Below are 20,615 nucleotides of genomic sequence, written 5' to 3' on the forward strand. Positions count from 1 at the left end.
GTCACGGATGCGGAGGGTGGGGGCCGTGGCATCCGATTCTGTGACCGTGGTCCGATTCTGGTGGTGGCGCCGGGCGTGCTCCCGCGCGGCTGCAGTACATGCAGAGAGTGATCACGGATGCGGTCGGGGGATGCCGCGGCATCCGAATGCGGTGCGACGCTCCGATTCTGCGGCGTCCTCGGTGGACGCCGCGGTCACGTCTGGCAGACGGGGCACCAGAAGACGATGCGCTCGCTCGTCTCGGTCGCGCCCAGCTCGGTGCGGCGGATGGGCGCGCCGCACCGCCGGCAGGGCTTGCGCTCGCGCCGATAGACCCAGTTCTGCCGACCCGGTCGGGTGTCACCGGTGAAGGTCCGCGATGGTCGGTCCCGATTGGCGGTGATCATCCGCGCGGCGGTGTCCACCAGACCCGCGACATCCACGTCGGCGGCCGGCGTCGTCGGCAGGATGCCGCGGACGAAAAGCAGCTCGTTGGCGTACTCGTTGCCGAGCCCGGCGAGATTGCGCTGATCGAGGACCGCCACGTGCACGGGCCTCCCATCGGCGGAGAGGCGGCGCGCCGCTTCGGCCGGGTCCCAGTCGGGGCCGAGCAGGTCGGGACCGAGGTGGCCGACGAGGGCGTCCTCCTCGCTGGTGGGGACGAGGTCGACCATCGCGATCTCGAAGCCCACGGCATCCACCTGCGCGGTGCCGACGATGGCGCGCGCCTGGAAGGCGGGGGAGCGCCACCGCTCGCCGCGGCGGAACACGAGCCAGCGGCCCTCCATCTTGAGGTGCGAGTGCAGGGTGAAGCCGCCGATGCGCATCAGCAGGTGCTTGCCCCGCGGCACGACCTCGTGCACGAGCTCACCCGTCAAGTCGGCCGTGGCGTACCGCGGCACGCGCAGGTCGAAGCGGGTCACCTCGGCGCCCGCGAGCGCCTCGTGCAGCCGTCGGGCGGTGCGGAACACGGTGTCGCCCTCAGGCATGCGCCCCTCCGTGGATCGCGCGGCCGCTTCCGGCGCCCCCGCGGGTCACCGCTGCCACCGCAGGGTCAGGCCACGGCTGGACTCGACGAAGCCCGCGGTCTGCAGCGCCCGTCCGGCGGGCGTGCCGTAGACGAACGCGCCCGACACCTGCTCGACGGTCAGGGTGTCGAGGTGCCGGCGTCGCGCCGTGTCGACGAGACTGGCGGCGGCGGCGGCGAGCACGTCGTCGTCATCGCTGAACACGAGCGCCGAACGTCCGCCGCGTTCGAGATAGAGCACGAGGGCGCCGTCGACGAGCGTCACGAGTCCTCCCGCCTTGCGTCCCGGCCGGTGCGCGACCGCCTCCAGCGCCGGCCACGCGAGCGCGGCGCCGTAGGGGTTGGCGGGATCGGTCGCGGCGAGCGTCACCGCCCGCAGCGGCGCGGGATCGGGCAGCGCGGCGTACTCGCGCAGGCGGTCGACGGTGGCGGATGCCGCGAACTGGGCCGCCCCGAGCTTCTCGATGAAGTATCCGCGACGGCAGTGGCCCGCATCCTCGAAACCCGCCAGCACACGGTAGGTCTGCGCGAAGCCGCCGGGCACCCCCTCCGCCTGCACCGCCCCGCGAGTGACCACGCCATAGCGCTCCAGCAGCAGGCTCGCGGATGCCGCGGCGCGAAGCGCGGCGTCGGCGGACGGCTGCGGCAGCAGCGACCACCGGCCGCCCACGAGGGGAGGGCGCGGGGGTGCCGCCCGCGGTGCCGTGACGGTCGCCGCGATCGAGGTGCCCCGGAACATCCGCGCCCGCGGCGTGCGCCGCGTCGTGCGATGCGCCTGCGATCCGCCGGCGAGCAGGCCGCGCACCGGCGCGAAGGTGTCGTTCGTCACCCGTCCGGTCCAGGTCAGGTTCCACAGCGCCTCGACGACCGCCTGCTCGCTGAGGGCGGACGTCATACCGGCGAGCTGGCCGGCGAAGAAGGCGCCGCCCGCGCCGAGCGCGTCGAGGATCCGCTGCTCCAGTTCCGTGGGCGGCTCGGGGTCGTCGGGCAGGGCGAGGGTGAGCGGCACGGCGTCGATCGGGTGCAACGCGATCCACCCGTCGCGCCCCGGCAGCGAGCCGTGCCCCGACCAGACGACCTCGCCCGTCGAGGTGAGCTCGTCGAGCATCGCGGGCGTGTAGTCGCTGACCCGCGCGGGCAGCACGAGCGACTCCCACGCGCTCGCCGGGAGGGGGACGCCCGCGAGCTGCTCGATCGCGGCGAGCACTCCGTCGACGCCCTCCATCGGACGGCCGCCGGCCGACCCGGCCACGTGCTGCCAGGCGGGCAGGAACCGCGCGTACGACTCCGGGGCGACCGGCTCGACCGTGCCGCGGATGGCCGCCAAGGATCGCAGCCGCAGGCGTCGCAGCACCTCGCTGTCGCACCACTCCAGGTCGTCCGCGGGGGCGCGTCCGTCGGTGGTGGCGGCGGCGTCGGGCAGGAAGAAGCCCGCCGACACGCGCCCCTGCGACTCCAGGCGTTGCAGCGTCTGCCGCGCGACCGCCGTGCCGACGCCGAGGCGCGCGGCGACGTCCGCGGTCCGGAACGGGCCATGGGTACGGGCGTGGCGGGCGACGAGGTCGGCGAGCGGGTCGGCGACGGGCTCGAGGAAGGCGAGGGGGATGCCGACGGGAAGCGCCGCTCCGAGAGCGTCGCGGAGCCGGCCCGCATCCTCGATGGCGGCGACGCGCTCGACGCCGCCGACCGTGACGCGGATCGCGCGACGCGCGTCGATCAGCTCCCCGAGCAGGGACGCCGCCACGGTCTGTGCCGCAGCCGCGTCCGTCGCAGCAGCGTCCGCGGCCGGATCCGTCTCGTCCCCGGCGGGGGCCGGCGTGACGTCGGGGGCCTCGAGGCGGGCCGCGACCTCCGCGGCATCCAGGGGCCCGAGCAGGCGCAGCAGGTCGGCCACCCCTTCCACGCCGCTCACGCGGCGCGACGGATCGAGCCGCTGCGCCTCGCGCTCGAACTGCGCGATCACCGCGGGGTCGAGGAGCTCCCGCATCTCGACCTTGCCGAGCAGTTCGCCGAGCAGCGCGGGATCCACCGAGAGCGCGGCGGCCCGGCGCTCGGCCAGCGGCGAGTCGCCCTCGTACATGAACGCGCCGACATATCCGAACAGCAGATCGCGTGCGAACGGCGACGGCTGGCTGGTCGTGGTCTCGACGAGGCGGATGCGCCGGTCGCCGATCGACCGCGCGATGCGCAGCAGGGCGGGCAGGTCGTAGACGTCCTGGAGCACCTCGCGCAGCGTCTCCAGGATGATCGGGAAGGTGGGATGGTTCTTGGCGACCTCCAGCAGCTGCGCGGACTTCTGCCGCTGCTGCCACAGTGGCGAGCGCTTGTGGGGGTTGAGGCGGGGCAGCAGCAGGGCGCGGGCGGCGCACTCGCGGAAGCGCGAGGCGAACAGCGCCGAGCCGCCCACCTCGTCGGTCACGAGCCGTTCCAGCTCGTCGGGTTCGAAGACGAACAGATCGGCTCCCGGCGGCTCGCTCTCGGCATCGGGCACGCGCGCGATGATGCCGTCGTCGCTCGCGACCGCCGACCCCTCCACGCCGAGCCGCTCGCGGATGCGCGCGTTGACGGCGAGAGCCCAGGGCGCGTGGACGTGCATGCCGTACGGGGAATGCAGGATGATGCGCCAGTCGCCGACCTCGTCGCGGGAACGCTCGACCGTCAGGGTGCGGTCGGTGGGGAGGCTGCCCGTCGCCTCCTTCTGTTCGTCGAGATAGGCCAGCAGGTTGCCGATGGCGTTGTCGTCGAGCCCCGAGTCGCGAAGACGCGCGGTGGCCTTCTCGGAGCCCGCGGCGGCGACCTCGCGGGAGAAACGCCCCAGCGCCTCGCCCAGCTCGGCGGGCCGTCCGAGGCCGTCGCCGTGCCAGAACGGCAGCTTGCCCGGCTGGCCGAACGCGGGCAGCACGTTGACGCGATCATGCGTGATCTCGACGATCCGCCAGCTCGTGGTGCCGAGGGTGAACACGTCGCCCACCCGCGACTCGTAGACCATCTCCTCGTCGAGCTCGCCGACGCGTGCGTTGCGGGTCTCGCCGGCGACGAACACCCCGAACAGGCCCCGGTCGGGGATGGTGCCACCGCTCGTCACGGCGACGCGTTGCGCACCGGTGCGCGCCGTCAGGGTGCCGTGATCGCGGTCCCAGACGACGCGCGGGCGCAGCTCCGCGAACTCGTCGGAGGGGTACTTGCCCGCGAGCAGGTCGAGTGTGGCCTCGTATGCCGAGCGCGGGAGGGTCCGAAACGGCGCCGAACGGCGAACGGTCTCGAACCAGCCCTCGACGTCGACCGGGCCGACGGCGCAGGCCGCGATCGTCTGCTGGGCGAGGATGTCGAGCGGGTTCTGCGGCACAGCGATGGCCTCGATCTGCCCCGCCAGCATCCGCTCGGTGACCACCGCGGTGTGCAGGACGTCGCCGCGGTGCTTCGGGAACAGCGCGGCGCGGCTCACCTCGCCCACCTGGTGTCCGGCGCGGCCGACGCGCTGCAGTCCGGACGCCGCCGACGGCGGTGCCTCCACCTGGATGACGAGGTCGACCTCGCCCATGTCGATGCCGAGCTCGAGCGAGCTCGTCGCGACCACGCAGCGCAGGATGCCGCGCTTCAGCTCGTCTTCGACCTGCGCGCGCTGCTCCTTCGACACCGAGCCGTGGTGGGCCTTCGCGAGCTCCGGAGGGGCGCCGGCGCTCGCGCCCGCCTGCGCCATCGTCTGAGCGGGGACCGTCGCATCGGGCAGCTCGAGGCCGAGGCGTTCCGCGTAGATCTCGTTGAGGCGCCCGGTCAGTCGTTCCGCGAGCCGCCGCGAGTTCGCGAACACGATCGTCGAGCGGTGCGCGAGTACCCGGTCGACGATCGCCTCCTCCACATGGGGCCACACCGATCCGGTGATCTCCGTGGGCGGCGACGGCGCGAACCAGTCGCCGTCACCCTCGGCATCCGCCGCCGTCGCGCCCTCGGCGTCGTCATCCGGGCGGTGCTCCGGCGGGGGCGGGGGGTTGAGCATGTCCGACATCGGCACGACGACGCGCAGATCGAACGCCTTCGTGGCGCGCGGAGCGACGATCTCGACCGGGGCGGAGCCGCCCAGGAAGCGCGCCACCTCGTCGATCGGGCGCACCGTCGCCGACAGCCCCACCCGCTGCGCGGCAGGGCGATCCGGATCGTCGCCGCGGCGCAGGGCGTCGAGCCGTTCGAGGCTCACCGCCAGGTGGGCGCCCCGCTTGGTGGCCGCGACGGCGTGCACCTCGTCGACGATCACGGTGTGCACGTCGCGCAGGGTCTCGGCCGCCTGGGAGGTGAGCATCAGATAGAGCGACTCGGGTGTCGTGATGAGGATGTCGGGCGGATCGGTGACGAGCTTGCGGCGGTCGGCGGCGGGTGTGTCGCCCGAGCGCACGCCGACGGTCACCTCCGGCAACGGGATGCCGAGACGGCGCGCGGCCTGGCCGATGCCCACCAGCGGCGAGCGGAGATTGCGCTCCACATCGACGCCGAGGGCCTTCAGCGGCGAGATGTAGAGGATGCGCGTGCCCGCGGCATCCTTCTTCGGCGGCCTCTTTCTGGCCGCCCCGGCGGGCGCGACGCCCGCGGGGGCCGTACCGTCGGCCGGGGCGGCGGCCTTCTCCCGGAACACCCGGTCGATGGCCCACAGGAACGCCGACAGGGTCTTGCCCGAGCCGGTGGGGGCGACCACGAGGGCGTGCTTGCCGGCCGAGATCGCCTCCCATGCCCCGGTCTGCGCGGTCGTCGGCTGGGCGAAGGCGCCACGGAACCAGTCCTGGGTCGCAGGACCGAACCGCTCCAGCACATCGGCCATCGATCCATCATCCCGCGGACCGCCGACACGCGGGGTGCGGCGCGTGTTCCGTATTCAGTCTCCGCGGCGTCATCGGGCGGTGGCGGGCCCGGAATCAGGCGGTCCAGCGCCGCTGCGGCACCCGGGGAGACTGAATACGGCCGTCCGTGCCGGCTCGACCGGCCGGCTCGACCAGCCGTGCCACCCGGGCGGCCCCAGCTCACCCGCTCAGCCCACCACAGACTCGGCGAGCCGGCCGTCGCGCAGTTCGAGGACGAGGTCGGGCTCGATGCGGCGCAGGAAGCCGTCGTCGTGGCTGACGACCAGCACGGCGCCGCGGAACGCGGACAGCGCCGCGACGAGCTGATCGACGGTGTCGAGGTCGAGGTTGTTCGTCGGTTCGTCGAGCACCAGCAGCTGGGGCGGCGGGTCGGCCATCACCAGGCAGGCCAGCGCCAGCCGGAACCGTTCGCCGCCCGACAGCGCCGACACGGGCCGCAGCACCGTGTCGCCGCGCAGGAGGAACCGTGCGAGGCGGTTGCGCAGCTCGACGTCGCCGACCCCGGGCGCCGCGCGCCGCAGGTTCACCAGCGGCGACGCCTCGTCGTCCAGGCCGTCGACGCGCTGCGAGAGGTAGCCGATCCGGTCGGTGTGGGCCACGGCATCCACATCGGTCGGGGTGCCACGACCGTCGCCGACGAGGCGCTCCAGCAGCGTCGTCTTGCCGGCGCCGTTCGGACCGACCAGGGCCACCCGCTCCGGCCCCTGCACCGTCCACGACCGCTCCGCATCGCGGATCGTCGCGATGCGGCGGCCGGCGGCCACCCGCGGGTCGGGCAGGTCGATGTGCACGGACTCGTCGTCGCGGACGCGACGCTCCGCGACGTCGAGCGCGGCGCGGGCGTCCTCCTCCTTCCCCCGCGCCTCCACGCGGAGGCGGCCGGCCGAGACCTGGGCGGCACGCTTCTTCCCACCCATGACGATCTTCGGCGCGCGTTTGTCCATCGACGCCTTCCTGCCGACCGCGGCCCGCGTCGCGAGCACCTGTTCCTGATGGATGCGGTCGCGCTTCTCGCGCCGCACGTGCTGACGCGCCGCCGCCTCGGCCTCCCGCGCCGCCGCCTGCTCCGCCTCGTGCGCAGCGCGCCAGTGCGAGTAGGGTCCACCGAACGTCGTCAGCTCGTTGTCGTAGAGCTCCGCCGTGTCGTCCATGAGATCCAGCAGCGCGGTGTCGTGGCTGACCACGATGAGTGTCCCGCGCCAGCCCCGCACCAGCTCGTGGACGCGGGCGCGGGCGTCGCGGTCGAGGTTGTTGGTGGGCTCGTCGAGCAGAGCGATCGGGGCGCCGCGCAGTCGGATGCCGACGATCGCCGCGAGCATCGCCTCGCCGCCGGAGAGCTCTCCCACGCGACGATCCAGCGCGTCGGGCGGCAGGCCGGCCTCGGCGAGGGCGGCCACGGCGCGCGCCTCGACATCCCAATCGGCGCCGACCGTGTCGAAGTGACGCTGATCGACGTCGCCGGCGCCGATCGCGCGGACGGCGTCGAGGGCGCCGGCCACGCCGAGCACGTCCGCGACGCGCGTCCGGGGGTCGAGCCGCTGGGCCAGCATCTCGACGGCGCCGGTGCGGACGACGGCGCCGGATGCCGGGACGAGGCGTCCCGCGATGAGTGCGAGCAGGGTGGACTTGCCGGTGCCGTTTCGCCCGATGAGCCCGGTGCGGCCGGTGCCGAACGCGCCGGAGACGTCGTCCACGGCGATCGTGCCGTCGGGCCAGGCGAAGGTGAGGCGGTCGAGGACGACCGCGGGTGAGGGGTGGGGCATGGGAGCCTCCTGTCGATGTCGTGAACGATGTCGGGGCGCAGGCGCGCACGACACCGTTCCCGGGACGACGGGAGGGTCGACGGCCGGCGCGGAAGGATGCGCCGACGCGTCGGAGAACCCGGTGTCCGAGGAGGGACGGAGGGTCGACGGCTCAGCGCGGGATCACAGCGCGGCGTCGAAACCCTTCAACGGTCTTCCTCACACTCGGGACAGGAACCCGGACAGCCTACCTCAGCCCGCGGCGCCCTCGCCAGGGCGGCCGGCGGCGACGTCGTCGAGGCGCTTCTGCAGGAACACGCGGACGTCGTCGAGCTCCTCCTGCGACACGCTGTGGGTGAGTCCCGTGTAGACCCGACCGCTGAGCTCGACGTGCTCGGGGAGCCATTGGACGGTGTGGGCGACGGCGGCGGGCGGGATCACCTCGTCGCGGGCGCCGCGTCCCCAGAAGACCGGGGGGCGCCGCTCGGCCAGCCGTGCGTCGGCGGGCAGCGGCGACGGGTCGACGTATCCCGCGAGATTGACGGCGAACGCGAACCGCTCGGGCCGCAGCCGAAGGGCTTGCAGGGCGACGGCCGCACCCTGCGAGAAGCCGAGGATGCCGATGGTCTCGGCATCCGTCGCCGCCTCCACCCACGCGATCAGCGCCTCAGCGGCGTCGGTCACCGCCCCGCTCGAGCGGCCGTCGAGACCTTCGATGGGGTACCAGGACCAGCCCGGCGCGGGAAACGGCGGCGACAGCGGTGCGCGCACGGCCGCGAACACATACGCATCGGGCAGGAACGGGACCAGGCCGAACAGGTCGCGCTCGTCGGAGCCGTACCCGTGCAGGAGCAGCAGCAGCGGTCGGCCCGCGCGCTCGGCGGTGGGCGCCGACCACAGGACGGCGTCGTCGTCGATCGCGATCGCGCTCATACCGACATCCTCTCAGCCTCCGCCGACACCGCGGCCGTGCTCGCGGGGGCACCCGACCGCCGGCGTCGACGGGCGTCGCGGACACGGGGCGACCGGAGGTGCGGGTATACATGAGGCATGGCCGTTCGAACCCCCGACCCCGATCCGAACGAACGCGACGACGACGGGACCCCCCGCGATCCGCTCCGCGGCTTCGGCGGCGGGCGTCCGGGCCACCCGATGGGCGACGGCTCGTTCGGCTCGCCCACGCCGGGCAGCGCCGCCAACCCGGGGTGGCTGACCGACATCGAGCTGGCCGAGGCGCGTCGGCGACTGCCGATCCTGTACGTGGAGGCCGTTCCGGTGCGCACCGACGGCGTCGGTGCGGTCACGCAGGTGGGCGTGCTGCTGCGCGCGACGCCGCTGGGGGAGATCACCCGCTCGATCGTCTCGGGGCGCGTCCGCTACGGCGAGACGGTGCGCGACGCCCTCTTCCGCCACCTCGAGAACGACCTCGGCCCCATGGCGTTCCCGCAGCTTCCGCCGCAGCCCGTGCCGTTCACGGTGGCGGAGTACTTCCCGCTGCCGGGCGTCAGCGCCTTCCACGACGATCGCCAGCATGCGGTCTCCCTCGCCTTCGTCATCCCCGTGACGGGCACCTGCGAGCCGCGTCAGGACGCGCTGGAGGTCACCTGGATGACCCCGGAAGAGGCGTCGTCGGAGTCGTTGGCCGCCGAGATGGAGGGCGGCCGCTCGACCCTCATCCGTCTGGCGCTGGCGAGCGTCGGCGCTCTGCGCTGACGCACCGCCCGTCTCACCCTCACCCCGCCCCCGCCCCGATTCAGAGGTGATCACCGTGCCCCGTAGCGAGATGCTGGTCGACTTCGCCGGCGCCCTCCCGCTCGCGCTGCTGCTCTCCTTCGTCATCGCGTGGGTGCTCCGCCGCATCTTCGGCGCCCGCCTCTCCCTGCCGTTGTCGGTCATGACGATCGTCTCCCTGCTCGGGGTGAGCCTCGGGCTGTTCCTCGCGGGCTGGTTCTTCTTCGGGCTGCGACTGTGGATGCCGACGTCGCTGCTGCTGGCCGCGGGAACGAGCCTGGGACTGTCCTTCGTCGTCGCCGGCATCGCCGCGATCGTGCGCCGCGACGGTGCCATCGACGTCGCCGCGCTGCTCGAGAAGGGCGAGAGCGAGCAGGTCGAGTTCAAGGAGACGGCGCGCTGGAACGTCCGTGACGACAAGAAGGACGCCCGCATGGAACAGGTCGTGGCCAAGACCGTCGCCGCGTTCCTGAACAGTGCCGGCGGCACCCTCGTGATCGGCGTCGACGACGACGGCCGCGTCCACGGCCTCGACCGCGACTTCGCGACGCTGCGCACCCCCGACGCCGACCGCTTCGAGCTGTGGTTGCGCGACATGCTGGCGGCGAGCCTCGGCAAGAACGCCGCCGCCATGCCCCGCATCCGCTTCGCAGAGGTCGAGGGGCGCACGGTCTGCGCCGTGCGGTGTCCGCGCGCCGCCGAGCCCGTCTTCGTGACCCAGGGCGCCGCGAAGGAGCTCTGGGTGCGGGTCGGCAACTCGACGCGCGCCTTCGGTGTGGACGAGGCGCTCACCTACGTCGCCCGGCACTTCCGTCCGACCGTGGCCGACACCCTGTTCGGGCGCCGCTGAACCGACCGTCGTAGCCGTCGAGCCCTCGGTGCGCCAACGGCGCGCCGTCGTAGGCTCGGAGCATGACCGCGATCGAGCCCCTCGCCTTCCCGACCGACGCCCCGGGCTGGAGCGCCTTCGCGTCCGCCCGCCCGGCCGCCGCCGTCGCCCTCGTCGCCGACCTCGACGCACGCCTCGCCGCGGCGGACGACGACCTCGACGCCGCGACACGCCTGGAGCTGTGGAACGACGCCGACCTCGCCCTGCGGCAGGCCACGAGCGAGGCGTATCTGCTCAGCGAGGCGCATCCGGATGCCGCGGTGCGCGCCGCCGCGGAGGAGCAGGTGCAGGCGCTGGAGGCCCTGTCGGCCGCGCGACTGCTCGACGACCGCCTCTTCGCCGCGTTCGCGGACCTGCCGGACGACGGTCTCGACGCCGATCAGCGCCGGCTGCTCGACCACCTGCGACGCGACTTCCGGCGCGGCGGCGTCGCCCTTCCCGACGCGGAGCGGGAGCGCGTGCGGGAGCTCACCGACCGCGACACGCAGCTCAGCCTGGAGTTCTCGCGCAACGTGCGCGACGGACGGCGCGAGATCCGGGTGCCGCCCGCGGGGCTCGCCGGCCTGCCGCAGGACTTCATCGACGACCACCCCGTCGGCGACGACGGCCTCGTCGTGCTCACCACCGAGTACACCGACCTCATGCCCGTACGGGAATACGCGACGGACCGGGCCACGCGCACCGCGCTCGTCGAGGCCTACAACGACCTCGCCTGGCCCGAGAACGACGCCGTCCTCGCGGAGCTGCTCGCCGTGCGGGCGGAGCGGGCGCAGCTGCTCGGGTATGGCGACTGGGCGGACTTCGAGACCGAGACGCGGATGATCGGCGCCGGTCGCCCGGACGGCGGCAGCGCGGCCATCGCGGAGTTCCTCGCGCGCCTCGACGAGGCCTCGGCGGCGGCCGCCGCGGCGGAGTACCCCGTGCTCCTCGCGCGGCTCCAGCGCGACGACCCCGCCGCCACCGAGGTGACCATCGCCGACTTCTTCTACCTGCTGAGCGCCCTGCGCCGCGAGCGGCACGACGTCGATGCGCAGCTCGTGCGCTCGTACTTCTCGTTCGACCGCGTGCTGCCGGGCGTCCTGGCGACCACGTCGCGGCTGCTCGACGTCGAGTACGTGCCGGTCGACGTGCCCACCTGGCACCACGACGTCCGCTCCTACGACGTCGTGCGTGCCGGGGAGCGGCTCGGTCGCATCCACCTCGACCTGCATCCGCGCGACGGCAAGTACAACCACGCCGCGTGCTTCCCGCTCGCCCCGGGGGTGACCGGACGGGTGCTCCCCGAGGCCGTGCTGCTGTGCAACTTCTCGCGCGGGCTGATGACGCACGACGAGGTCGTCACCTTCTTCCACGAGTTCGGCCACCTCGTGCACGACATCCTCGGCGGCGATCAGCGTTTCGTCCGCTTCTCCGGCGTCGCGACCGAGTGGGACTTCGTCGAGGCACCCAGCCAGCTCCTCGAGGAATGGGCCTGGGATGCCGAGGTCCTCGCCTCTTTCACCGCCGACGCCGACGGGCAGCCCATTCCGGCCGATCTGGTCGCCAAGATGCGCGTCGCCGACGGCTTCGGCCGTGCGCTGGAGGTGCGGCGCCAGCTCGGTCACGCCAACGTGTCGTACCACCTGCACGTGGATCGACCGGCCGATCTGCAGGCCGCGACGGAGCACTGGTACGCCTCGACGAGTCCCGTCCAGCCGCTGCGGGCCCGGCATCCGTACGCCGGTTTCGGCCATCTGACGGGATACGGCGCCTGCTACTACACGTATCAGTGGAGCCTCGTGATCGCCCGCGACCTGCTCTCGGGGTTCGGGGGCGATCTGATGGATGCCGAGGCCGCGACCCGCTATCGGCGCGAGATCCTCGAGCCCGGGGGACGCCGCGACGCGACCGCGCTCGTCGAGGCCTTCCTCGGGCGCCCGTACGCGTTCGATGCGTACCGGGAGTGGCTCGCCGGGGCGTGACCGCTCCGCGGATGCGGCGGTGAGAGCCCGGCCGCGCCGGGATCAGGTGAGGCGCGCGAGCTCCGCGACGAACGCGTCGACGTCGTCCTCCGACGTGTCGAACGAGCACATCCAGCGGACCTCGTTCTTCGCGGCATCCTCCCCACCGGCACTCGACGGATCGCCGTCGCGCTCCGTCGAGCCTCCGCCGGCGGGGCCCCAGTCGTAGAAGCGGAAGCTCTCGCGCAGCGCGTCGGCGATGCCGTCGGGCAGGGTCGCGAAGACCCCGTTGGCCTGCGTCGGCTGGCTGAAGCCCACCCCGGTGATCGACCCGTCCGCGATGCCCGCCTCGACGCCGGCGCGCAGGCGCTGGGCCATCGCGTTGGCGTGCCGGGCGTTGCGCAGGTACAGGTCGCCCTCCAGCAGTGCGACCAGCTGCGCGGAGATGAAGCGCATCTTCGAGGCGAGCTGCATGTTGAGCTTGCGCAGGAAGAGCAGGCCCTCCGCGGCATCCGGGTTCAGGACGACGACCGCCTCGCCGCCGAGCGCGCCGTTCTTCGTGCCGCCGAAGCTCAGCACGTCCACGCCGGCGTCGGTCGTGAAGGCGCGCAGCGGGACGTCGAGGGCGGCGGCGGCGTTGGAGATCCGGGCGCCGTCGAGGTGCAGGCGCATGCCGTGGGCGTGGGCGTGGTCGGCGAGGGCGCGGATCTCGTCGGGGGTGTACAGCGTGCCGAGCTCGGTCGACTGGGTGATGGAGACCACCAGCGGCTGGGCGCGGTGCTCGTCGCCCCAGCCCCAGGCCTCGCGGTCGACGAGCTCGGGGGTGAGCTTGCCGTCGCGGGTGGGGACGTTCAGGATCTTGATCCCGGCCACCCGCTCGGGCGCGCCGCCCTCGTCGACGTTGATGTGGGCGGTGGATGCCGCGATCACGGCGCCCCAGCGGGGGAGCATCGACTGCAGGCCCACCACGTTGGCCCCGGTGCCGTTGAAGACGGGGAACGCCTCGGCGGATTCGCCGAAGTGGCGGCGGAAGACCTCCTGCAGACGGATCGTGTAGGCGTCTTCGCCGTAGGCGATCTGGTGGCCGTGGTTCGCCGCGGCGATCGCCTCGAGGATCTCGGGGTGGACGCCGGAGTAGTTGTCGCTGGCGAAGCCGCGGGCGGTCGTGTCATGCAGAGTGGTCACGGGTATCCAATCTAGTTCGGGGGCGCGAGTCCGCGACGTCGCAGACCGCGGCTCGCCGCCCCCTGGCCCGAACTCCTCCATCGAGGCGGGCGTATGGGGCGACAGGGCCGCGTCCGGCGGCCAGGGGCGTGCGATGGAGGAGTTCAGCCCGGGCCGAGGGTGATGACGGCGTCGTTGACCTCGTCCGCTCCCCGGTCCCAGAGGCCGAGGAACGCCGCCGCGAGCTCCTCCTCCAGGCCCTCGAGCGCGCGCACCCGGAAGATCGTGGATGCCGCCGCCGGCGCGCGGTGCGCGCCGCGGGCATCCGCAGCGAACCCCTGGGCCATCGCCCGCGCCCACGCCTCCTCCGCCGCCTTGACGGCGGCGTAGTTGGCGCCCCCCGCCAGCGGGCGCGCGACCGCGGTCGAGGAGACGATCGCGACCCGCGCGGCATCCGAGGCGATCAGGTCGCCCCAGAAAGCGCGGGTGACGTGCCGCTGGGCGGTCAGTCCGGCCTCGAGCGCGCGGTAGTCGGCGTCGCTCTGGCCCGGCAGCCCGCCGCCGCCGCGCCATCCGCCGACGAGGTGCAGGATGCCGTCCACCGGCGTCCCGTCGGCGCGGAGCGCCGCCGCGAACGCGCCCACCTCGGCCTCGTCGGTCAGATCGCACACCGCGGTCCGCGCGCCGAGATCGCGCAGCCCGCCGAGCTTCGCGTCGTCGCGGCCCACGGCGATCGCGACCGCCCCGGCGCTCCGGAGCGCGTGCACCGCCGCGCGCCCGCTCGCGCTCGTGGCACCCGCGATCACGACCGTGCGCCCGCGGACCCCGTCACCCATCGCGACCCGTGATGCCCGCCGTCGAAGCGATGACGCCCTGCATCTTCTTGTCGAGCGCCTCGAAGAACATCGAGAGCGGGAACTCGTCGTCGAGCACCGCGTCGGTGTACCCCTTCGGCGCGCCGGCGAGCACGTCGTCGGGCAGGCCGTGCGCCCAGGCCGAGGCCGGATGCGGGGTCACGACGCTGCGCACCAGGTCGTAGGCCGCGAGCCAGTGGGCGACCTTGGGGCGGTCGATCGACTCCCAGTACAGGCGGTCGATCGCGTCGCTGAGGGCGATGACGGCGTCCGGCACCCCGTCCCAGTCGAAGGCGAGCGCGGTGTCGGTCCAGTGCAGCACCCCGCGCCGATGCAGCCAGGCGAACAGCAGCTGGCCGCCGAGGCCGTCGTAGTTGCGCACGCGCGAGCCGGTGATCGCGAACCGGAAGATCCGATCGAAGATCACGGCGTACTGCACCAGGCGCGCGTGGTCGAGCATGGCCGTCTCGGCATCCGTCAGCGGGTGACCGTCCGCCGCGCGTGCCGACAGTCGCGCGGCGATGCCCACGCATTCCCGGTACGCCGTGAGGTCGCAGCGCAGCTCCTCGAGCGTGTAGAGGAAGTAGGGCATGCGCTGCTTGATCATGAACGGGTCGAACGGCAGGTCGCCGCGCATGTGGCTGCGGTCGTGGATGAGGTCCCACATGACGAACGTCCGCTCGGTGAGGCCCTGATCGGCGAGCATCCGGGCGACGCCGTCCGGCACGTCGAGCTTGGTGATCTCGGATGCCGCGGCCACCACCCGCCGGAAGCGTGCGGCCTCGCGGTCCTGGAAGATCGCCCCCCACGTGAACGAGGGGATCTCGCGCATCGCCACCGTCTCGGGGAAGAGCACGGCGGAGTTGGTGTCGTAGCCCGAGGTGAAGTCGATCAGCCGCAGCGAGACGAACAGGCCGTTGGTGTAGGTCTGCTCCAGCTCGCCGATGAACTCCGGCCAGATCACCTCGCAGAGCACGGCCTCGAGGTGCCGGTCGCGCGACCCGTTCTGCGTGTACATCGGGAACACGACGAGGTGGCGGAGGCCATCCACACGGGCGCGCTGGGGCTGGAAGGCGACCAGCGAGTCGAGGAAGTCCGGCACGGGGAAGTCGGCGTCCGCCCACCGGCGGAGGTCGACGACGCAGGTCGAGAGGTAGTCGGCGTCGTGCGGGAACAGCGGTGCGAGGGTGCGGATGCCGGCGGCGATGGTGTCGATGAGGTCGGCGGCGACGGCGCGGTCGGCGTCGCCGGGAACCGAGCCGTCCTGCGCCTGCAGCGGTTGCAGCCGGCCGACGGCATCCTTCAGCGCCTGCCAGGCGGGCTGCTGCTCGAGCGGTCGGTCGTCTTCGACGAGCGGCACCATGGGTCGGTCGTCTTCGACGAGCGGCACCATCGGTCGGTCGTCTTCGACGAGCGGCACCATGGGTCGGTCGTCTTCGACGACCTCGGGCTCTCCGATGACGGACTTCGTGGGCGTGTAAAGGGACATGGTGGGCACCTCCGCTCGTCGAGACAGGAATATTTACGGCAAGACTGCCTTGCATCGGATATTCTTCCATGCATGGAAGATGATGTCGACCGTCGGATCGTGGCCGAGGTCTCGCGAGACGGCCGGATGACGCTCGCCGACCTGTCCGCCGCGGTCGGGCTCTCGATCTCCGCCGTCCAGGCCCGCCTCAAGCGGCTGGAGTCGCGCGGTGTCGTCACCGGCTACCGCGCGCTCGTCGACGCCGAGGCGGTCGGGCGCCCGCTGGCCGCCTTCATCGAGATCACGCCGCTCGACCCGGCTCAGCCCGACAACGCCCCCGAGCTCCTCGAGCACCTCGACGCGATCGAGGCCTGCCACTCCATCGCCGGTGACGCCAGCTACATGCTCTTCGCCCGTGTCGCGTCGCCGCGCGCCCTCGAAGACCTCGTGCGTGAGATCCGGCTCGCCGCCGCGGTCCGCACCCGCACGACCGTCGTGCTGCAGACCTTCTACGAGCACCGACCGCTGGTGCCGCAGTCGGGCTGACGGCGCGGACCGCGCGAACCAGGCGGGCCGCGCGGGCCAAGCAGACCGCGCGGACCAAGCGGTCCGATCCGGCCCGGCGCGCGCCGACGGCGATACATCGCTCGATGGATGCCGCCGCGCGCGGCGGTCGCGTAGCGTCGTAGCGTGTTTCGGACGCTGACCCGCATGCAGCTGACCGTCGACATCGTCGCGGCCGGCCTGTTCGCGCTGTTCGCACTGTTCGCGACGCTCGTGCCGTCCGACGGGATCGGGTCGGCGATGGTCCCCTCGCGGGTCGCGCTGATCGTCGCGCTCGCGCTCACCCTCGTCTTCTCCGGGGCCGCCGCGGTCCGCCGCCTGGCACCCGAGCTCGCCCTCGCGGTCTGCTGGGCCGCCGCGGTCCTCCAGATGGCCACCGGCCTGCCGCCGCTGCCGGCGAACATCGCCATCTTCGGGGTGCTCTACACGACCGCGGCCTACGGCGCGCGGCGCACCTTCTGGTTCGGGTTCGCGTCGTCGCTGCTGGGGGCGGTGGCCATCGCGATCTACATCATCGTCATGCCGCTCGTGCTCGGTCAGTGGACCACCAGCGGCATCGGCACCTACGTCTTCGCCACCGCGGCGACCTTCGCCTCCGCCGCCTTCGCCCTCCTGCTCGCCTGGACCGCCGGCGCCCTGGTCAGAACGAGCCTGCGCGCCCGCGAGAACCGTCGCGCGCAGGAGCTCGCCGAGGCCACCGCCGTCGCCGAGGCGGAGCGCACCCGCATCGCGCGAGACATGCACGACGTCGTCGCCCACTCGCTGGCCGTCGTCATCGCCCAGGCCGACGGGGCGCGGTACGCCGCGGCATCCGACCCCGCCGTCGCCGCCGTGACGCTCGGCACCATCTCCACGACGGCCCGCGCCGCGCTCTCCGACGTCCGGATGCTGCTGACCCAGCTGCGCCACACGCAGGCCGAGGGCCCGCAGCCGACCCTCGCCGACCTCGAGCAGCTCTACGCGCAGGTGCGTGCGGCGGGTGTGACGCTCCGGGTCGACGTGGATCCGGCGCCGGTCGGGGAGGTGCCCGCGGCCGTGCAGCTCGCGGTGTTCCGCATTCTGCAGGAGGCGCTCACGAACGCGCTCCGCCACGGCGCCGATGCGGCCGTGGGCGTCGATCTCGCGTGGCACGCTGGGGGAGTGGAACTGACCGTGCGCAATCCCGTCGCCCCCGTCGAGACCGCGGGCGGCTCCGTCGCCGGCGACCGATCCGCCGAGGAGTACCGCGGGCACGGCCTGATCGGCATGCGCGAGCGTGCGCAGCTGGTCGGAGGCCAGCTCGACGCGAGCCGGCAGGGCGCCCTGTTCGTCGTGCGGGCGCGGCTGCCGATCGCACCGTCCGCCGCCGCCGGGGGACAGGCATGAGCGCCCCGATCAGGGTCGTCCTCGTCGACGACCAGGCCCTCTTCCGTGCGGGGATCCGCATGGTGATCGACTCGCAGTCCGACCTCGCGGTCGTCGGCGAGGCGGGCGACGGCGCCGAGGGCGTGCGCGTCGTGCGCCAGACCCGGCCCGACGTCGTGCTGATGGACATCCGGATGCCGGTGATGGACGGCCTCGCCGCGACGGCCGAGCTCCTCGCCGATCCGACGCTGGCCGCCGACCCGCCCCGCATCGTCATGCTCACCACCTTCGACCTCGACGAGGCGGCCGCGCGGGCGATCCGGCAGGGGGCCAGCGGCTTCCTCCTCAAGGACGCCGACCCGGAGTTCCTGCTCGCCGCGATCCGGACGGTGCAGTCGGGATCGGCGGTCATCGCCGCCTCGGCGACCCGCGAGCTGTTCGCGCAGTTCTCCGAGCCGTCGCGCACCATCCCCGAGACCTTCACCGAGCTGACGGATCGCGAGCGCGAGATCTTCGCCCTCGCCGCCCGAGGACTGTCCAACGCCGAGATCGCGCAACGGGAGTTCCTCTCCGAGGCGACCGTGAAGACGCACATCAGCCGCATCCTCGGCAAGCTCTCCCTCCGCGACCGGGTGCAGCTCGTCGTGTTCGCCTTCGAGCACGGGCTGGCCTGACCCGCGGATGACCCGCCGGTCGGCGGCGGGGCCGCCCCCGACCGTCCGGGTGCGTCATCCTCGCGATGTACGCGTTCGCGACCGCAGGCCGACGCGGTGCCCGTGGTCGCGTCCGTAGCGTGAGGGATATGGAGATCACGACCACCGAGCTGGGCCTCGCCGCCCGGGTGCAGAGCGTCACGAAGACCTACGGAGCCGGCGAGACGGGGGTGCGCGCACTCGACGGCGTGACCGTCGGCATCCGTCGCGGGGAGTTCACCGCGATCATGGGGCCCTCCGGGTCGGGCAAGTCCACGCTCATGCACATCATGGCCGGACTGGATGCCGCCACGACGGGCCGTGCCTGGATCGGCGACACCGAGATCACGGGGCTGTCCGACCTCGAGCTCACCCTGCTGCGGCGCCGGCGCATCGGCTTCGTCTTCCAGTCCTTCAACCTCGTGCCGACCCTCGACGCGCTGAGCAACATCCTGCTGCCGTTCGACCTCGACGGGCGCCGGCCCACGGCGCTGGAGCGCGCCCGCATCGAGAGCCTCATCGACTCCCTCGGCGTGCGCGATCGACTGCGGCACCGCCCCCACGAGCTGTCGGGCGGGCAGCAGCAGCGCGTGGCGATCGCGCGCGCCCTCGCCACCGCACCCGACCTGGTGTTCGCCGACGAGCCGACGGGCAACCTCGACTCGCGCTCCAGCCGTGAGGTGCTCGCGCTGCTGCGGACCGCGAGCCGCGAGCACGGGCAGTCGATCGCGATGGTCACCCACGATCCGATCGCGGCCGCCCACGCCGATCGCGTCCTCTTCCTCGGGGACGGGCGGGTCGTCGCCGACAAGCCCCGGCAGAGCGCGGAGCAGGTCTCGGCGTTCATGCTCGCGTCCGAGGTGGCGGTGTGAGCGCCGCCGTGGCCGATCCGGTCTCGCTCGGCGCGCCGGCGGCGATCACGTCCCGCGCGTCGCGGCTCGCGTGGGTGCGCGAGCGGGGGATGGGCGCGACCGTGCTCGTCGCCGCCATCTCCGCGGCGTTCGGGGTGCTGCTGCTCACCGCGACGGGCTACATCGCGGCATGGGCGCGCGCCGACCCGTATCTCGGCAACAGCGAGACGGTCGCGATCGTGCTCGGCATCCTCAGCGTCCTGCTCGTCGGTGTCGCCGTGTACGTCGCCGCGATCGTGACGGCGAACACCTTCGCGACGATCGTCGCCGGGCGCACCCGTCACATCGCCATGATGCGCCTCATCGGCGCGTCCGCTCGTGCCCAGCGCCAGGAGGTCGGCCGCCAGGGTCTCGGCGTCGGGATCATCGGTGCCGCCGTCGGTCTGGCGGTGGGCACCGCGGCCGCCGCCGTCCTGGTGCGCCTCGCCGACGCGCTGCTGGGCATCATGGCCGGCTACGCCGTCGCGCAGCCGGTGCTGCTGCTGCCCGCCGCCGTCGTCGCGCTGACCACGTGGGCGGGTGCATGGAGCGGATCGCGGCGGGTGCTGACCGTCACCCCGCTGCAGGCGCTCGCCGGATCGGCCCCGCGCACGCACGAGCAGACCCGCTCGCCGGCGCGCGATGTCGCGGCCGTGATCCTGTCGTTCGCCGGGGCGGCGCTGTTGGCCGGAGGCGTCGTCGTCGGGCTCGTGTCGCCGCTCGGCGTCATCGTCGCCTTCTTCGGCGGCATCCTGTCCTTCACCGGCCTGACCCTCGGCGCCGTCATCGTCATGCCGCCGCTGCTGCGCCTCACCGGACGCCTGTTCGGTCGGTCGGCGCCGGCGCGACTCGCGGCCGAGAACGCCCTGCGCTACCCCGAGCGGGCGAGCCGCATGGCGATCGGGGTGGTCATGGGCGTGACGCTCGTCGTGATGTTCGCGGTCGCCGGCGCGTCGGTCAAAGCCGTGATCGCGTCGTCGTCGGGGGGAACGCCGCCCGCGGAGCTCGATCGCGTGCTCGACACCTTCGCCGCCATCATGATGGGGCTGGTCGCCGTCTCGGCCGTGATCGCCGCCGTCGGCCTCGTCAACCTGCTGACGATCGGCGTCGTCCAGCGACGTCGCGAGCTCGGACTGCTGCGGGCACTCGGCCTCTCCTCCCGCCAGGTGCGACGGGTCGTGCTGCTCGAGGCCGTGCACGTCACCATCACGGCGCTCACCTTCGGGCTCGTGCTGGGCGTCGCCTACGGGTGGGTGGCCGCGCAGTCGCTGCTCGGCTCGGTGGCCGTGCCGCCCGCGCTCTCCGCGCCGACGCTGGTGGTCCCGGCCGTGCCATGGATGCCGGTGCTCGTCGTGGTGCTGGCCACTGCGCTCCTCACCGTCGTCGCGACGGTCGTCCCGACGCGGTTGGCGACGCGGGTGACGGCCGTGGAGGCGCTCGCCGAGTGAGGACCCGGATGCCTGGGGGTGTCCGGTGCCGGC

At 73.2% G+C, this 20,615-nt stretch carries 15 protein-coding genes; 8 read left to right on the top strand and 7 right to left on the bottom strand.

Annotation, left to right across the window (positions count from 1 at the left end; all coding sequences use genetic code 11):
* Positions 1-194: 194 nt before the first annotated feature.
* From L0965_RS08275 to L0965_RS08290, 4 genes are all read right to left on the bottom strand, one after another.
* Positions 195-968, bottom strand: coding sequence for a DNA-formamidopyrimidine glycosylase family protein (locus tag L0965_RS08275; protein WP_101306915.1), 774 nt, complete (start codon positions 966-968; stop codon positions 195-197).
* Positions 969-1,013: 45 nt separating this feature from the next.
* Entirely contained in the window at positions 1,014-5,816 is a 4,803-nt protein-coding gene (locus L0965_RS08280; RefSeq protein WP_101306914.1) for an ATP-dependent helicase, read from the bottom strand.
* A 207-nt stretch (positions 5,817-6,023) separates the two neighbouring features.
* Positions 6,024-7,619: an ABC-F family ATP-binding cassette domain-containing protein gene (locus L0965_RS08285; RefSeq protein WP_101306913.1), complete on the bottom strand. Its 1,596-nt coding sequence runs from the start codon at positions 7,617-7,619 to the stop codon at positions 6,024-6,026.
* Between the two features lie 231 nt (positions 7,620-7,850).
* Positions 7,851-8,531, bottom strand: coding sequence for an alpha/beta hydrolase (locus L0965_RS08290; RefSeq protein WP_101306912.1), 681 nt, complete (start codon positions 8,529-8,531; stop codon positions 7,851-7,853).
* A 117-nt stretch (positions 8,532-8,648) separates the two neighbouring features.
* Between L0965_RS08290 and L0965_RS08295 the strand changes: the two genes are divergently transcribed.
* The 3 genes from L0965_RS08295 to L0965_RS08305 all read left to right on the top strand — a co-directional run bounded on the left by L0965_RS08295 (position 8,649) and on the right by L0965_RS08305 (position 12,179).
* Positions 8,649-9,311 (top strand): NUDIX hydrolase family protein, encoded by a 663-nt coding sequence (locus L0965_RS08295; protein ID WP_060958379.1) that lies wholly within the window; start codon positions 8,649-8,651, stop codon positions 9,309-9,311.
* Positions 9,312-9,366: 55 nt separating this feature from the next.
* Positions 9,367-10,179 (top strand): helix-turn-helix domain-containing protein, encoded by an 813-nt coding sequence (locus L0965_RS08300; RefSeq protein ID WP_232783938.1) that lies wholly within the window; start codon positions 9,367-9,369, stop codon positions 10,177-10,179.
* A 62-nt stretch (positions 10,180-10,241) separates the two neighbouring features.
* Positions 10,242-12,179: a M3 family metallopeptidase gene (locus L0965_RS08305; RefSeq protein WP_101306911.1), complete on the top strand. Its 1,938-nt coding sequence runs from the start codon at positions 10,242-10,244 to the stop codon at positions 12,177-12,179.
* A gap of 42 nt (positions 12,180-12,221) precedes the next feature.
* Here the strand turns inward: L0965_RS08305 and L0965_RS08310 are convergent, their stop codons facing one another.
* The 3 genes from L0965_RS08310 to L0965_RS08320 all read right to left on the bottom strand — a co-directional run bounded on the left by L0965_RS08310 (position 12,222) and on the right by L0965_RS08320 (position 15,665).
* Positions 12,222-13,343, bottom strand: a complete 1,122-nt coding sequence (locus L0965_RS08310; protein ID WP_101306910.1) for a low specificity L-threonine aldolase — start codon at positions 13,341-13,343, stop codon at positions 12,222-12,224.
* A 143-nt stretch (positions 13,344-13,486) separates the two neighbouring features.
* On the bottom strand, positions 13,487-14,158 hold the full coding sequence (locus tag L0965_RS08315; protein ID WP_101306909.1) for an SDR family oxidoreductase: 672 nt from the start codon (positions 14,156-14,158) through the stop codon (positions 13,487-13,489).
* Positions 14,151-15,665 (bottom strand): DUF6421 family protein, encoded by a 1,515-nt coding sequence (locus L0965_RS08320; RefSeq protein WP_374198332.1) that lies wholly within the window; start codon positions 15,663-15,665, stop codon positions 14,151-14,153. The genes L0965_RS08315 and L0965_RS08320 overlap by 8 nt, the downstream gene beginning before the upstream one ends.
* Positions 15,666-15,737: 72 nt before the next feature.
* Here L0965_RS08320 and L0965_RS08325 point away from each other — a divergent pair, with 72 nt between their 5' ends.
* The 5 genes from L0965_RS08325 to L0965_RS08345 all read left to right on the top strand — a co-directional run bounded on the left by L0965_RS08325 (position 15,738) and on the right by L0965_RS08345 (position 20,582).
* Complete coding sequence (locus L0965_RS08325; RefSeq protein WP_101306908.1) at positions 15,738-16,190, top strand: Lrp/AsnC family transcriptional regulator; 453 nt, start codon at positions 15,738-15,740, stop codon at positions 16,188-16,190.
* A 144-nt stretch (positions 16,191-16,334) separates the two neighbouring features.
* Complete coding sequence (locus L0965_RS08330; protein WP_101306907.1) at positions 16,335-17,573, top strand: sensor histidine kinase; 1,239 nt, start codon at positions 16,335-16,337, stop codon at positions 17,571-17,573.
* Complete coding sequence (locus L0965_RS08335; protein ID WP_060958385.1) at positions 17,570-18,226, top strand: response regulator transcription factor; 657 nt, start codon at positions 17,570-17,572, stop codon at positions 18,224-18,226. The genes L0965_RS08330 and L0965_RS08335 overlap by 4 nt, the downstream gene beginning before the upstream one ends.
* 128 nt (positions 18,227-18,354) lie before the next feature.
* Positions 18,355-19,116: an ABC transporter ATP-binding protein gene (locus tag L0965_RS08340; RefSeq protein ID WP_101306906.1), complete on the top strand. Its 762-nt coding sequence runs from the start codon at positions 18,355-18,357 to the stop codon at positions 19,114-19,116.
* Positions 19,113-20,582, top strand: a complete 1,470-nt coding sequence (locus L0965_RS08345) for an FtsX-like permease family protein (protein WP_374198333.1) — start codon at positions 19,113-19,115, stop codon at positions 20,580-20,582. The genes L0965_RS08340 and L0965_RS08345 overlap by 4 nt, the downstream gene beginning before the upstream one ends.
* Positions 20,583-20,615 lie beyond the last annotated feature (33 nt).

It is taken from the genome of Microbacterium sp. NFH-22A-Y (assembly GCF_021401375.1).
GTDB classification, from domain to species: domain Bacteria; phylum Actinomycetota; class Actinomycetes; order Actinomycetales; family Microbacteriaceae; genus Microbacterium; species Microbacterium hominis.